Origin of the sequence: Ligilactobacillus sp. Marseille-Q7487, assembly GCF_949152225.1 — a bacterium.
Classification (GTDB): Bacteria; Bacillota; Bacilli; order Lactobacillales; family Lactobacillaceae; genus Ligilactobacillus.
The window spans coordinates 778,722-794,324 of the sequence record NZ_CASCJC010000001.1 but is presented as its reverse complement, the minus strand read 5'-3'; the positions used below and the strand labels follow the sequence as shown (position 1 = coordinate 794,324).

At 34.9% G+C, this 15,603-nt stretch carries 13 protein-coding genes; 1 reads left to right on the top strand and 12 read right to left on the bottom strand.

Translation table 11 applies throughout. The annotated features are described in order from the left end of the window. Window positions 1-137 precede the first annotated feature (137 nt). The 8 genes from tig to rpsO form a co-directional block, all read right to left on the bottom strand. Window positions 138-1,445, bottom strand: coding sequence for a trigger factor (tig, locus tag QM017_RS03955; RefSeq protein WP_282708928.1), 1,308 nt, complete (start codon window positions 1,443-1,445; stop codon window positions 138-140). Window positions 1,446-1,662: 217 nt separating this feature from the next. Beyond that, on the bottom strand, window positions 1,663-2,850 hold the full coding sequence (gene tuf / locus QM017_RS03950) for an elongation factor Tu (protein ID WP_178197324.1): 1,188 nt from the start codon (window positions 2,848-2,850) through the stop codon (window positions 1,663-1,665). Between the two features lie 209 nt (window positions 2,851-3,059). After that, window positions 3,060-3,917 carry a hypothetical protein gene (locus QM017_RS03945; RefSeq protein WP_282708925.1) on the bottom strand — a complete coding sequence of 286 codons (858 nt, stop codon included), beginning with the start codon at window positions 3,915-3,917 and terminating at the stop codon, window positions 3,060-3,062. Window positions 3,918-3,965: 48 nt separating this feature from the next. After that, the gene (locus tag QM017_RS03940) at window positions 3,966-5,696 is read right to left on the bottom strand and encodes a ribonuclease J (protein WP_282708923.1); all 1,731 of its coding nucleotides are present in this window, start codon (window positions 5,694-5,696) and stop codon (window positions 3,966-3,968) included. Window positions 5,697-5,713: 17 nt separating this feature from the next. Next, the gene (dapA, locus tag QM017_RS03935; RefSeq protein ID WP_178197401.1) at window positions 5,714-6,589 is read right to left on the bottom strand and encodes a 4-hydroxy-tetrahydrodipicolinate synthase; all 876 of its coding nucleotides are present in this window, start codon (window positions 6,587-6,589) and stop codon (window positions 5,714-5,716) included. Between the two features lie 14 nt (window positions 6,590-6,603). Then, entirely contained in the window at window positions 6,604-7,656 is a 1,053-nt protein-coding gene (locus QM017_RS03930; protein WP_282708920.1) for an aspartate-semialdehyde dehydrogenase, read from the bottom strand. A 100-nt stretch (window positions 7,657-7,756) separates the two neighbouring features. Next, complete coding sequence (gene pnp / locus QM017_RS03925) at window positions 7,757-9,958, bottom strand: polyribonucleotide nucleotidyltransferase (protein ID WP_282708919.1); 2,202 nt, start codon at window positions 9,956-9,958, stop codon at window positions 7,757-7,759. Between the two features lie 139 nt (window positions 9,959-10,097). Next, window positions 10,098-10,367 (bottom strand): 30S ribosomal protein S15, encoded by a 270-nt coding sequence (rpsO, locus tag QM017_RS03920; protein ID WP_178197313.1) that lies wholly within the window; start codon window positions 10,365-10,367, stop codon window positions 10,098-10,100. Window positions 10,368-10,652: 285 nt separating this feature from the next. Here rpsO and rpsT point away from each other — a divergent pair, with 285 nt between their 5' ends. Beyond that, window positions 10,653-10,907 (top strand): 30S ribosomal protein S20, encoded by a 255-nt coding sequence (gene rpsT / locus QM017_RS03915; protein ID WP_178197310.1) that lies wholly within the window; start codon window positions 10,653-10,655, stop codon window positions 10,905-10,907. An 89-nt stretch (window positions 10,908-10,996) separates the two neighbouring features. Here rpsT and holA read toward each other — a convergent pair whose 3' ends face one another. The 4 genes from holA to QM017_RS03895 all read right to left on the bottom strand — a co-directional run bounded on the left by holA (window position 10,997) and on the right by QM017_RS03895 (window position 15,544). After that, window positions 10,997-12,022 carry a DNA polymerase III subunit delta gene (gene holA, locus QM017_RS03910; RefSeq protein ID WP_178197308.1) on the bottom strand — a complete coding sequence of 342 codons (1,026 nt, stop codon included), beginning with the start codon at window positions 12,020-12,022 and terminating at the stop codon, window positions 10,997-10,999. Continuing rightward, complete coding sequence (locus tag QM017_RS03905) at window positions 11,994-14,243, bottom strand: DNA internalization-related competence protein ComEC/Rec2 (protein WP_282708918.1); 2,250 nt, start codon at window positions 14,241-14,243, stop codon at window positions 11,994-11,996. The genes holA and QM017_RS03905 overlap by 29 nt, the downstream gene beginning before the upstream one ends. A 48-nt stretch (window positions 14,244-14,291) precedes the next feature. Further along, complete coding sequence (locus tag QM017_RS03900; protein WP_282708917.1) at window positions 14,292-14,780, bottom strand: ComE operon protein 2; 489 nt, start codon at window positions 14,778-14,780, stop codon at window positions 14,292-14,294. Between the two features lie 68 nt (window positions 14,781-14,848). After that, window positions 14,849-15,544 (bottom strand): helix-hairpin-helix domain-containing protein, encoded by a 696-nt coding sequence (locus tag QM017_RS03895; RefSeq protein WP_178197301.1) that lies wholly within the window; start codon window positions 15,542-15,544, stop codon window positions 14,849-14,851. Between the last annotated feature and the right edge of the window lie 59 nt (window positions 15,545-15,603).

Below are 15,603 nucleotides of genomic sequence, written 5' to 3'. Positions count from 1 at the left end.
TAATTCTACCAAACTTCGATTTGAAAAGCTAACAGTTATGCTCAAATGCATAATATTAGACAAGCAGTGCCAAATCAACACTGCGGCGATCTAGCACTGCTTGCTTTTCTTATTAAAATCTTAATAGCGCTGCTAAATTATTCAGCATCGTCAGCTTTACGAGTTTGTTTAGCAGAACCTGCAATCATGTCAACAACTTTCTTGATTGCAATATCGTGCTTAAGCATGTCAACAGACAATGCTTGACGAACCACGTCTTCTTCCATACCGTATTGTTCAGCTAATTGTTTAATTTCTTTAGCAACTTCTTCGTCAGAAATTTCTAAGTTTTCAGCAGCTACGATAGCTTCTAAAACAAGGTTAGTCTTGACACGTTTTTCAGAGCCTTCTTCAAATTGTTTATGCAAGTCAGCTTCAGTTGTACCGGTTAATTTATAGTACATATCTGGGCTGATACCTTGTTGTTGCATTCCAGATAAATATTGGTTCATTTGACGATGAACATCTTCATGAATCATTGCACTAGGAATTTCACCGATTGTTGCGTTTTCAACTGCTAATTCTAAAGCTTCATCTTGGATAGCTGCATTAGCTGCTTCAACTTTTTTGGCTTTGATTTCTTCTTTAATCTTAGCCTTTAATTCTTCTAAAGTTTCAACATCTTCATCAATATCTTTAGCAAATTCATCATCTAATTCAGGTAATTGTTTTGCTTTTACTTCATGAATCTTTGTTGTAAAGATTGCTTCTTTACCTGCTAAATCTTTTGCATGGTATTCTTCGGGGAAGGTTACCTTAACTTCGACTTCTTCACCAGCTTTGTGACCTACTAATTGATCTTCAAAACCTGGGATGAATTGACCAGAACCTAATTCTAAGGAGTAATTTTCAGCTTTACCACCATCAAAAGCTACACCGTCAACTTTACCTTCATAATCGATAACAACTGTATCACCGTTTTCTGCTGCTTGATCTTCTTTCAAAACAAGTTCAGCTTGTTGTTGACGACGGTTTTCTAATTCTGCATCGATATCACCCTTCAATACACGTGTTGGACGTGGTGTAACTTCTAAATCTTTGTATTGACCCAATTGAACTTCTGGTTCAACTGTCACATCTGCAACAATAACCCAAGCTTGGCCTTTTTCCATTGATTCAACATCGATTTCTGGTTGATCTACTGGCTTGATACCTGCTTCTTGCACAGCTTGTGAGTATACTTCTGGTAAGATGACATTCAAAGCTTCTTGGTATAAAGCTTCTTCACCATACATTTTGTTAAAGATTTGACGAGGTACTTTACCTTTACGGAATCCAGGAACGTTTAAGGACTTCTTCACACGTGTAAATGCTTTATCTAAACCTTCCTTGATTTTTTCAGGTGCAATTTCAAATGTTAATTTACCATTATTTGTACCTTCTTGTTTTTCCCATTTTACAGACATTATTTTCCCTCCGAGCGAAAAATTTGTACAATAAATATTCTATTGCATACTCAATTAGTGTACCTTAGAATTCCCAAAAAGTAAATGTTTATCACTTAAAAAACCTTTTTTAACATAAATTCTTCAGTTTTTTTAGTAATTCTAGGCTATTTTTTACTGTTATATTAAACAAAAAGGTCCGAGTAACACTCGGACCTTTAAACCATTAACGTTAATATTAGTCGTCGATTTCAGAAACGACACCAGCACCAACTGTACGGCCACCTTCACGAACTGTGAACTTAAGACCTTTTTCGATAGCAACTGGAGCGATCAATTCAACAGTAAATGTTACGTTATCACCAGGCATAACCATTTCTACACCTTCAGGTAATTCAATGACACCTGTAACGTCTGTTGTATGGAAGTAGAATTGTGGGCGGTAGTTTGAGAAGAATGGTGTATGACGGCCACCTTCTTCTTTAGTTAAAACGTAAACTTCACCTTTGAATTTCTTGTGTGTTTGAATTGAACCTGGTTTAGCCAAAACTTGACCACGTTCGATTTGGTTACGGTCAACACCACGAAGTAAAGCACCAATGTTATCGCCAGCTTCACCTTGATCAAGTGTCTTACGGAACATTTCAACACCAGTAACAGTTGTCTTAACGATATCATCATGTAAACCAACGATTTCAACTTCGTCACCAACTTTAACGATACCACGGTCGATACGACCAGAAGCAACTGTACCACGACCAGTAATTGTGAACACGTCTTCAACAGGCATCAAGAATGGCTTGTCTGTAGGACGTTCTGGAGTTGGGATGTATTCATCAACTGTATCCATTAACTCTAAGATAACAGCTTTTGCATCTGCATCGCCTTCAAGAGCTTTCAAAGCAGAACCACGGATAACAGGAATGTCATCGCCAGGGAATTCATATTCGCTTAATAAGTCACGAACTTCCATTTCAACTAAGTCTAACAATTCTTCATCGTCAACTAAGTCACACTTGTTCAAGAATACGATCAAGTATTCAACACCAACTTGGCGAGCAAGTAAGATGTGTTCACGTGTTTGTGGCATAGGACCATCAGTTGCAGCAACAACTAAGATAGCACCATCCATTTGAGCAGCACCAGTAATCATGTTCTTAACGTAATCAGCATGTCCTGGAGCATCGATATGAGCGTAGTGACGTTTTTCTGTTTCATATTCAACGTGAGCTGTGTTGATTGTAATACCACGTTCACGTTCTTCTGGAGCAGCATCGATAGAAGCGTAATCAGAAGCTTCTGCCAAACCTTTTTCAGCTAATACTGTTGTGATTGCTGCTGTTAAAGTTGTTTTACCATGGTCAACGTGGCCAATTGTACCAATGTTAACATGGGGTTTTGTTCTTTCGTAATGTTCTTTTGCCATTAATACGAACCTCCTGTAATTTTGCAAAGACAATCTGCAATAATTTGCCGATAATCCTTTAATTTTTATTATACTACTTCTCCGGCAGAAATCCAAGCAATTTTGCTCTTTTAATCGCCCTTTGAAGTAGAATCCTTGAATTATTATATATATGAGAGCCGTGTTTGTAAATACTAAAATTAAAATTAATAAAATTTTTTGGTTAATTTTTAACAAATCCAAGCTGTCAGTTGCTCTTCTAGTGCTTGCGCTACCTTTTGCAAAGAATTTGATAGTTGTGCAACTTGTTGATCATTAAGCAAAACATGTTGCCATGTACTATAATCATCTATTTTTGAAAAATCTGGATATAACAATGTTAATTTCAAATAAATCTCTTGTAAACGCATTGAGTCATCAAAAAATTTTGTCTGATAATATAAATATTGATCTGTTTGTTCTACAGATTTAAGCTCATGTAAATTAACTGTTATCGTTTCTTGCCAAATATTTCGATAATTAATTTCAGTTACTCCTAATTTTGCTAAATCTTCTAAAATTTGAACTTTGATTAATTGATGAACATCACTGTCTAATAACAACATTCGACTAATTTCCACAAAGTCTTCGCCAGTAAGCTGATAGGCTTGCATTAAAACTCCACGCTGCTCAAATGGCCGTAAACTCCCTAAGTATTTAAAGTCTTTTTTTATACGCGCCAAATCAATTTGATTGTCCAATTGATACTTAGCTAATTGTTCTTGCCAAAACAAGTTGATCTTATCATTTAAAATATCACGTATAGCTAGCATTAATTGTTCTAAGGCAATAATTTGCTTAGCCTTAAATCCCAAATTTAAATAAAATAATAACAGTTCATCATCTTCTAGATACTGTGGTAAGTATTCCTGTGCAATCTGATAAGCTTGTTGATGCTGTGCTAGCTTGTTTAAATTACATACCAAATAATAGTTATTGCGAAAGTTTTTTTGTTGTAAATAAAGTTGTTCTAAACAAAACTGTGCGCGTTGATATTGTTTATTTGTAATATAATCTTGCGCTTGCTGAAATAATTCGTTATTTTCCATATTTTTTAATCACTAATAAATACGACAAGCCTAGGCTTGTCGTATTTATTATTTATCTTCCTTTACCTTTTTAGGTGTTGTTGTTTTCTTCTTATATTTGGCACCGTTACCGTTGTTTTGATTAATTTCCATAATTACCGGTAAAATAACTGGATGACGCTTTGTTTGCTCATATAGGTAATGAGTCAACTGTTCTTTGATATCTTGTTTCAAGTGACCCCAGTCAAACTCTTTGTTGTCAAGATTATTTTGGACAACTTTTGTAACAATCTCTTCACTTTCAAGCATCAAATCTTTACTGCTCTTGATGTAAACAAAGCCTCTAGAAGTGATTTTAGGTGTTGCAACAATTTTCTTTTTACGTCGGTCAATCGTTACAACTGCAATGAAAATACCATCTTCAGATAAAATTTTACGATCTCGCAAGACAATATTTCCGATGTCACCAACTCCGCTACCATCAATCATTGTATCGCCTACAGTTACACTAGAAGCAACTAGCATCTTACCCCGTTCATATTCAGCCACATCGCCTTTTTTCAATAAGAAAATGTTTTGCGGTAAAATCCCAACTTCTTGTGCGCAATCTGCACTGGCTGCTAACAAGCGATACTCGCCTTGTACAGGGAACAAATAACGTGGTTTCAATAGGTTAAATAATAGTTGTAAATCATTACGACTAGCATGACCTGAAGAAGCAAACTTATCAGAAATTGCACGTACGTCTGCACCTGTTCGATAAATCATATTTCTTGTCTTAGCCACATTGGTTTCCATTGCATGTGAAGGCGTGGTCGTGATAAAAACTAAATCTCCTTCATGGAAATTAATAAACTTATGCTTAGCTTGTGCCATTTTTTGCAATGACTTGAGTGGTTCTCCTGAGCGACCAGTCTCTAAAACAACAACTTTTTCGTCATCGTATTTTGAAACATCTTCAATCCGAATCAACAAATCTTTAGTTGGTAAGTGTAATTTTTTTAATTTCATTGCTGTTCGTACAATTTTTTCGGCATCATGGCCTGTTAAAGCTACCTTACGCCCTTGTGTCGCTGCTGCATTCAAAATTTGTTGTAAACGCAAAATATTTGAAGCAACACAAGCAACAACAATACGCCCTTTGTGATATTCAAAAGTTTCATTAATAAACTCATAAATCACGCGTTCATTAACAACTTCTTTAGGGTTTTCCGCATTAGCAGAATCGCTAAGTAAAGCTAAAACACCTTCTTTACCAATTTCTGCTAAGCGCGCTAAATCCGTTTGATATCCTTTAGCAGCTGTTTGATCAAATTTAAAATCACCAGTATAAACAATATCACCATGCTTTGTTTTCAAAACAATTCCTAATGAATCAGGGATCGAATGTGTTGTTTTAAAAAATGATACACTCGCAGTTTGAAAATCAATTTCAGTTTGTGCATTGATAACATGAAAATCTTTAAATTTACGTGCGTCATCTTCATTTTCACAGGCAATCTTAGCTAAGGCAATCGTCAACTCCGAGCCAAAAACTGGCACATCAAATTCGCTAACAAAATACGGTAAAGCTCCAATTGCATCGGCGTGTCCGTGTGTTAAAAACACACCCACAATTCGGCGAGCATTTTGTCTTAAATATTCAAAATCAGGGATAACTACATCTATCCCCAACAATTCATTTTCTGGGTACTTTAACCCACAATCAAAAATAAAAATATCATCGTCCACTTCAACGACATACATGTTTTTAGCATTTTCACGTATGCCACCTAGTGAAACGATTTTTATTTTACTCATACTTTCACCTCGGTCTGTTAAATTTCTAATTGCTTAAATAAAGCTACTTCTTGTTTTTCATCTAGTGCAAGTAATGGCAAGCGCAAGCCTCCAACCTGAATTCCTTGATGGTTTAAAGCTGCCTTAATAGGGCCTGGTGATGGTAAACTAAACAATGCTTCAACTTTAGGCGTCAAGTCACACATTAATGTGGCTGCTTTTTTTACATTTCCTTGATCAATCGCTTGATACATTTGTTGCATTTCTTGACCATAGATATGACTAGCCACAGAAATAACTCCTGTTGCCCCTAATGTTTTTGCTACTAATGTATTTTCATCTTCACCCGTGTACACTAAAAAATCAGCTGGGGTTTGGGCAATAATCTTAGCTAAATTGACATTACCTGTACAATCTTTAATACCAATGATATTAGGATGTTTAGCCAATTGACTAATCGTTTCTACTTCCATCGTTACACCTGTTCTACCAGGAATATTGTAAATCAAAATAGGCAACTTAGTGGCATCCGCAACAGCCGTAAAATGTGCTAACATTCCTGCTTGATTAGGCTTATTGTAATAAGGAACAACTACCAATGCCGCATCGACACCAGGAATTTGGGCTACTTGATTCGTATATTCAATTGTTTGAGCTGTATTATTTGAGCCTGTTCCCACTATTAATGGAACACGTTTATCAATAATACGTGCACACTCTCTGATAACGGTAAATTTTTCAGCTACAGTCAAAGTTGGTGCTTCACCAGTCGTACCACACGCCAAAATAGCTTGTGTTCCTGTTTGCAACAAATGTTCGATTAACTTTTCTAAACGTTGAACACTCACTTGACTGCCATCTTGTGTAAATGGTGTTACCATCGCTGTCATAATTTGCGCATTTTTTAAATCCATCATTTTAACCTCACTTAGTTTTTAGGTACAGCTAATAAATCCAAAGCATGAAGACGCTCTGCAATCTGTACAGAATTCCAAGCAGCACCTTTTAATAAGTTATCCGCTACACAATACAAATGGAAGGCATTTTCTTGTTCTTGATCACATCGAATACGTCCCACAAACGTTTCTTTTTTACCTGCAGCCATAATTGGTTGTGGGTAAACTTGGTTAGCTGGATCATCTTGTAAAACAACCCCTGGGGCTTTAGCTAAGATTCCTTTAATTTTTGCTACATTTGCTCCTGGTTTTTCCAACTCAAACCACACTGATTCACTATGCCCAATTGCAACAGGAACACGAATACATGTTGCTGTTACCTGCAAGGATTGATCGCCCATAATCTTTTTAGTTTCATTAATCATTTTCCATTCTTCATGTGTATAACCATCATCTTCAAAGACATCAATCTGAGGTAGTGGATTAAAAGCAATTTGATAATGTTTTTGATCACTAGCAACAGGCAAAACCTCTGCTTTACAACTTTTTTTGTCTAAAACATCTTTAGTTTGTGTCATCAGTTCTTCAATTGCACGATTTCCTGCACCAGAAACCGCTTGAAGGGTGGTTACAACAATTTTTTTCAATCCATATACTTTACGTAATGGTTCTAAAGCTACCATCATTTGAATCGTTGAGCAATTTGGATTGGCAATTAACCCTTGATGTTTGTATAAATCGTGTTCGTTTACTTCTGGCACAACCAAAGGAACATCTTTATCCATTCTAAAAGCACTAGTATTGTCAACCACTACTGCTCCTCGTTTAATCGCTTCAGGTGCAAATTTCTTAGAAATCCCACCACCAGCAGAAAACAATGCCAAATCGATATCTGTAAATGATTCTGGCACTAATTCCTCTACTACAACATCTTGATCTTTAAAGGACAAAACTTTACCTGCCGAGCGTTTAGATGCTAAAAATTTAACACTTGCAATCGGTAAACTCGATTGTTCCAACATTTGAATCATTCTTGTTCCAACTGCACCAGTTGCACCTACGACAGCTACACGATATTCATTCATACAAAAAACCCTTCTTCTCTTGAAAATTAATTATACCATACAGTGATACTATTACGCTTGATTTTACTATGATTCAACTTTTATATGCAAGTATAATTATTTACTTACTTTTTTGCTCAATTGTAAATTTAGAATTTGCCCTTTTTTTGTATCCTGCTGCTTTACCATTTTGTGTTCTTTTTTCTTGCTTGCTTTCTTCGGTATCATCTTCTTTAGGTAACAAAATTTTATGTGAAGCGTTGATGCGCCCTTGTGAATCAATTTCAGTTACCTTAACTTCTAAAACATCACCAAGTTTAACTACATCTTCAACTTTTTCTACACGTTTAGCAGCTAATTGCGAAATATGAACCAAGGCTTCTGTTCCTTTGAAAAGTTCAACAAATGCTCCAAATTTTTCAATTCTTGTTACCTTAGCTTGATAAATATCTCCAACTTTAGCTTCACGTGTCAATTCTTCGATGATTTCTTTAGCACGTGTAATCATCGCTTGATCATTAGATGCAATTTGGACTAAACCTTCCTCATCAATATCAATCTTTACACCAGTTTCATCAATAATTTTATTGATTGTGTCGCCACCTTTACCGATAACAATCTTAATTTGATCTTTTTTAATTTGTAACGATTCAATCTTTGGTGCATATTCAGAAAGTTGCAATCTTGGTTGAGCAATTGTGTTTTCAATTACATCTAAGATTTGGAAACGTGCTTTTTTAGCCTGAGCCAAAGCTTGCGCAAGGATTTCTCTGGTTACACCATCAACTTTAATATCCATCTGTAAAGCTGTAATACCTTTTCTTGTTCCAGCTACCTTAAAGTCCATATCGCCTAAATGATCTTCAATTCCTTGAATATCTGTCAAGATAGTATAGTCTTGTCCTTCTTTAACCAAGCCCATTGCAATTCCAGCAACAGGCGCTTTAATCGGAACACCACCTGCCATCAAAGCTAATGTTCCTGCACAAATACTTGCTTGTGAAGACGAACCATTTGATTCCAAAACTTCAGCTACTAATCTAATTGTATATGGGAATTGTTCTTCACTTGGAATCACTGCCTTTAAGGCTCTTTCGCCCAAAGCCCCATGTCCAATTTCACGTCTACCAGGTGCACCTGAACGACCAGTTTCACCTACACTAAATTGTGGGAAATTGTATTGATGCATGAAATGCTTGGTTTCTTCTTTGCCTAGGCCATCTATTGTCTGTCCTTCACCTAAGGTAGCTAACGTTAAAACAGATAACACCTGTGTTTGTCCACGTGTAAATAACCCCGATCCATGGACACGTGGTAAGAAATCAATCTGTGCGTCTAAAGGCCGAATTTCATCAATTTTACGTCCATCTGGTCTAATATCTTCTTTAGTAATTAAAGTTCTTACAGTTTGCTTTTCTAAATCATCAATTAATTGAACAACCTCAGCCATTTTTTCATCATAATCTTCTGCTTGAGCAAATTTTTCCTCATAAAAAGCCACTAAATCAGCCTTGGCTTGTTCAATATTTGCATCACGTTGTAACTTATCAAAAGTCGTTATTGCTTCACGTAAAGCTTGATAACCTTTATCATAAATTTCTGCTTGTAATTCTTCATTTTGTGGTAAAACATCGTATGACATCTTAGCTTTACCTATCTGAGCAATAATTTTTTCTTCAAACGCACAAATTCGTTTGATTTCTTCATGCGCAAACATCAAACCATCTAAAATTTCATCTTCGCTAACTTCTTTTGCCCCTGACTCTACCATGTTGATATTTTCTTTAGTTCCGGCAACCGTCAAATCCATATCACTAAGTTCTTCTTGTTGCGGTGTAGGATTAATAATTAATTTCCCATCTACTCGACCAACCTTAACAGCCGCCACAGGTCCACAAAACGGAATATCTGAAATACACAAAGCAATAGATGAAGCTAATAAAGCTGTCATTTCTGGTGAGCAATCTGGCTCAATACTTAAAACGGTGTTAGTAATCTGAACTTCGTTGCGATAATCTTCAGGAAATAGTGGCCTAATTGGACGATCAATCAAACGTGCTGTCAATGTTGCATGTTCACTTGGTTTAGCTTCACGCTTAATAAAACCACCAGGCATCTTACCAGCAGCATACATTTTTTCATTGTAATTAATCGTTAACGGGAAAAAATCCCCTTCACCGGCTTCCTTTTTCCCAACCGCAGCAGCTAACACCGTTGTTTCACCATATCGTAAAAGTGCTGCCCCGTTAGCTTGCTTTGCAACTTCACCAATTTCAACTTGTAATGTTCTTCCTGAAATATCCAATTTAAACACATTTTTCATCAGTACTACCTCCACCGAATCTTAACTTCTTTACAATTTTGTTCATTTAATAATAAGTATACACCTTTTTCGTTAAAAAAACGGTTACAATTTTCAAATATTAAAAAAGCAAGGCCAAATAGCCTTGCTTGAAATAAAATTAACGACGTAAGCCTAAGCTCTTGATTAATTCACGATAACGTTGAACATCTGTCTTACGCAAGTATGCTAACAAGTTACGACGATGACCGATTTTTTTCATCAAACCGCGTCTTGAAGCGAAGTCTTTCTTGTGTGTACGAATATGTTCGTTAAGTTCGTTGATGTCAGCTGTTAAAACTGCGATTTGAACTTCTGCAGAACCTGTGTCGCCTTCATGACGAGCATACTTCTTCATGATTTCGTTTTTCTTTTCGTTTGAAATAGCCATTGTATTTCCACCTTTCATATAAATGTTGCCTCAAACCGAGTAAGTCGTCGGTGTTGTCGTCAAACTAAGTTAGAGGTCTAGTACGGCTAATACGTACTCCTATAATTTACTAGAGATTGGCTTAAAAAGCAAGTCTTTTTTGTATTCAAATCTATGTCAAGGAAATTTTCTTGACATTAAACGCATTTTTTTATTGCATTGTTGTGCTAGCTCTTGTATAATGATTTATGTTGAAAAATTCAGTGATACCGAATTACGGAATCATCCAAGTTGGAGGTGAATTTCATGCCAATTATTAAATCCGCAATCGAACGTGTTAAAACAAGTGAAAAAGCAAATGCTCGCAACTCTGCTCAATTGAGCCAAATGCGTACAGCAATCAAAAAATTTGAAAAAGCTAAGACTGCTGGTGCAGATAACGTAGAAGAACTTTACAAGTTAGCAGTTTCTGCAGTTGATAAAGCTCATTCAAAAGGTTTAATCAAAGCTAACAAAGCTGCTCGTGATAAATCACGTATGGCTGCTCGTTTAGCTAAATAATTTTTAACCAGGGATTCCCTGGTTTTTTTATTTCCATAAAAAAGCGTATGAACTTAACTCCTTCAGTTATTCATACGCTTTTTAATTATTTAGTTTTGACAGTATTCAAATAAAAACATCTGAAAAATTAATTCAGGAGCTTGATTAGTTGATTTTAGCTTTTCTTCTGCCTTGATTAATCCCAAAAAAGCATTTTGTAAATTACCAAGAGAAAATCGCATAATTGTTTTTGTAGCCAATTGAACGCGATAAGGATGAACTTTTAATAACTTGACGATATCGCCTTGCAGATATCCTTGTTGCTGTAAAATTTTAACTTGCAACAATAAGCGGAATTGACTAACTAATAAAGCATTTAACTTTAACGGCTCTTTTTTTTGTAACAAAAGATCTTTATATAGTTTAAATGCATCTGTTACCTGGTGCTTCAACACCAAATCTCCTAAAGCAAAAATGTCTTGTTCTAAAGAAATAGCCACCATCTGTTCTACAGTAGTCACATCTATCGTTTTGTCATCTTTTTTAGCCAACATTACTTTATTAAGCTCACTCATAATAAGAGGTAAATTTGCATTTGTTCGCGCAATTAATAGATCTAAAGCCAATGGTTGAATTGTAAAGCTTATCCCTTGTAAATATTTATTTACATAGCTTTTTAGCTCGCGTTCATTTAAAGGTTCATTTTCCACTACTAACGCCGTTTTCAAAAGTGTTTTTACAACTTTTTTGCGCTTATCTAATTTTTCATAAGGAGCAAAAATAATCAAGGTTGTTGAACTTTCTGGTGCAAGTAAATAATTGTTTAACAACTCTAAATCGTGTTCTACTTTATTCTTTTTGCTTTCTCCAGTTAAAAAATAAGGATTTTCAATAAAGACTAAGCGCTTTTGTCCAAAAAAAGGAATTGAAATCGCATCATCTAAAGCTTGTGTAATCGGTGTTTCTTGCATATCATATTGACCGATATTTAACTCTTGTTCATCTTTTGGAATCATTTTGATTAATAAACGCTTGATTTGACGTGCTAAATATTGTTCTTGCCCTAAAATTAAATACACATTTGCCAAACTGCGCTTGGCTTTTAAATCAGCGATTAGTTGTTGTGCTTTGATCATAAAACGCTCCTCTTGCATAGGTTTTAATACTTAATGTTGCATCTTTAGGAATTAACTTAATCATTCCCACATCGGCTGTTAGCAAATACGGCACATGATAAGTACTTAAAGTTTCCAAAGTTTCTTCATTTGGATGACCGTAACGATTATTTTTCCCTGCCGAAATAATTGCTAATTTAGGCGGTCCAATACCAGCTACAAACTCTGGAGCTGTAGCAGTTTTACTTCCATGATGTCCCGTTTTTAAGACATCAACTTTTAATTGTGGATATGTTGTTAAAATTTTACGTTCATTGGCTTGATCTAAATCTCCTGTAAAAATAAAATGCACTCCATTTATATTGCGATATAAAACTAGCGAATCTTCATTTTTTCCTTCTCCGGTAGTAAATGGATGCAATAACTGATAATCATTGGCTAAATGGTCTTGATATCCTACAAAACATGGACTTACATCACTCATTTTATTTATTGACTGTTTAAGACGCACTTGAAAACTAGCTAATTTCTCCATCCCCGCAGGTACCGCAATTTTATTTATTTTAATACTTTGACTTAAACTAGCAAAATTACCTACATGATCTGTATCTTGATGCGTTAAATACAAGACATCAATATGATCTAAACCTTTACTTAATAAATAATTCGCAATTATCGTTTGTCCTTTAGTTTGTGTTACTCTTTCTTGCCATTTTTCAGTATTAAAATTTAATTGTCCACCAGTATCAATCAAGACAACCTGCCGATTCAATGCATCTCGAATCAGCGTGCTATCACCTTGACCAATATCAAAATATACGACTTCACTTTCTAACGGACAGTGAATAATAATAAATGAATTTACATAGGCTAGTATCAACAAAGTTAGCTTAGTCTTAAGATGCTTTTTATTTTCACAAAGAAACGTTATTCCTAAAAAAACAAGCACAAAAAATAAACTTGGTTTACCAAAAATTAGCATTCCTTTTAATTTAGCTAAAAACGCTAGTACTGCTACTAATCCTTTTAAAAAATAATTACAAATAAATTGTATAGGCCAACAAAAAATTCCAAGCAAAACACTCGGTAAAATCAGCCATTCAAACAAAGGATTAATCAAAATAGACAATAATGTAGTCCAAATATTCCACTCAAAGGTATGCCACAACATCAAAGGAATGCTATAAGCACTCATCTTAATACCTGTTAGTACCGCATTTTTAGGACGATTAACAACTAAAATAAACGTCAATAAATAACTTAATTGTGCCCCCAAAGCAAAAATAGCTGCAGGCGTTAAAAAAAGATTCATTATTAACACAATTGACCAAGCTTCTGTTGTATTCAAACGTAACTGTCTTAAATTAAGGCAATCACTAAAAAGCTTTAACCAAGACATAGCCAAAGAACGTGTTAAACTTAAAGCTCCTCCGCCTAAAATTGCATATAACGGTAATATCAATAATAATACTTTATTAGTTGTTTCTTTAGTAAGATGTAACCAGCTAAAAAGTTTTTTGATACCTGCAACTAAATAAAAGACATGCATCCCTGATAGAGAAAACAAATATAATAAACCGAGTTGTGAAATATTATCGCTAATTGTTTGAAAATCATCACTTTGATACCCCAACAACAAGACTTGCCCAAACCATCCTAAAGGTTGTTTACAATGATCTAGTTTCAATAGCCAAGATTTGCGTAAATCATGAATTCTAGCCAAAAATTTTTGGTGCCACTTAAGTACATTTAAATTATCAGTGAGCTGCAGTTGACTGATTTGAAATGAATTGACAATATTTTTGGTTAAGATAAAGCGTTGATAATCAAATTGATTTTCATTAGTTGGTCCATTAATTGCTTGTAGTTCACCATCAAATGTTAAAATTTTAGTTTTTTGATTAGCTTGCCAATATTGCTGTTGTGCCTGACTTTCTAGCGTATAATAAGCAGTTACTTCTTGTCTACCTTCAAACCACTTACCTTGTAGTTTCAATAAATTACCACTAACTTCGCAATTATCTGGATAAAGCAATAAATGTTGGCTTTTCATTTCTGTTGCTTCATTAATGGATTTTTTTGTTATATTATTTTGCCATAATGTTAAATAACCAAATAAAATAAAACTTAATATTCCAATACTGATAACAATCTTTTTATTTTGGGTCGCTAAAATGCGTACCCAAATAATTACAAGAACTACTAATGCAAGCCATGAAAAAGATAATTTAACATAGCCCAACCCCAACAACGCGATAGCCGTAAAAAACAGCAAATATTGACGCGTAAATTACTTACCAGTCGAATTAAAAATATCGCCAGCGACTATCGCTTGTAAAAATTCTGGGTCAATCTTAACTTGTTCAACTTGAACATTTTTTAACTTTAATAACGAAATTGCATAAGGATCATTATTGTAATTACGTAAATAATAAATCTTACTAATCCCTGCTTGTAATAACATTTTTGTACACTGTAAACATGGAAAATCTGTCACATAGATTTCTGCTCCATCTGTTGCCACTCCAAATTTAGCACACTGTAAGATAGCATTCATCTCGGCATGAATCGTTCTAACACAATGATTTTCTACGACATAACAACCTTCATCAATACAATGCACATCTCCAGAAACAGAACCATTATAACCACCCGCAATCACACGCTTATCGCGCACTAAGATTGCACCTACTGCCAAGCGTGTACATGTACTGCGCATTGATAATAAAACTGCTTGTGACATAAAATATTGGTTCCAAGGAACTCTTTGTTTTCCCATCTTTTCCACCTCGTCATTACTCATAAAATCATTTCTAGTTATGAGTATAACATAATTCATCTGTTATATTACACCGTTAATTGGCCACTAATCGCTTCAAATGTCTTATCACCAATTCCTGAAACATTTTTAATTTCATCGATTGACTTAAAACTTCCATGTTCACTACGATATTGTAAGATTAAATCGGCTTTTTTATCACCAATTCCAGTTAATTGTTCAAGTTGTTCTTTAGTTGCAGTATTAAGATTAATCTTATCAGAATCTGCTGTTGGTTCTTGAGCTGTTGCTTGTTCATTTGTAGTTGTTGCTTGCGTCGTTGCTTGTTGCAGTTGATTTTCTTGTGAGATTAATGCCGGGCTTGCAATCGTTGGTTCTTCGCCTATACTTGGAATATAAATTAACATCTGATCAAATAATTTACACGCTAAATTAACTTGTTGACAATCTGCTTGCTTGGTTACCCCACCCGCTTGTTTAATTACATCATTAACTCGCGCACTGCTAGCTAGTTTATAAACTCCAGGATGATTGACTTGCCCTTTAATATCAACATAAACCCACTTTGTAGTTGTACTAGATGCTTGGCTATTAATTTGTGAAATACTACTTTGACTGACTGTGCTTTGCATATCTAGTTGTGTAGTTTGCTTAGGTTGCATACTAATTTTAAAAATACCAAATCCCAACAAAATAACAGCACAAACACCTATTATGATAATTTTAAATTTATTTTCTTGGAAAAATTCTTGTAATCTTTCCAATCTGCTCACCTCCTGTTATTTGCACCATCTTTAAATACGCAAAAAAGACTGTTCCTTTT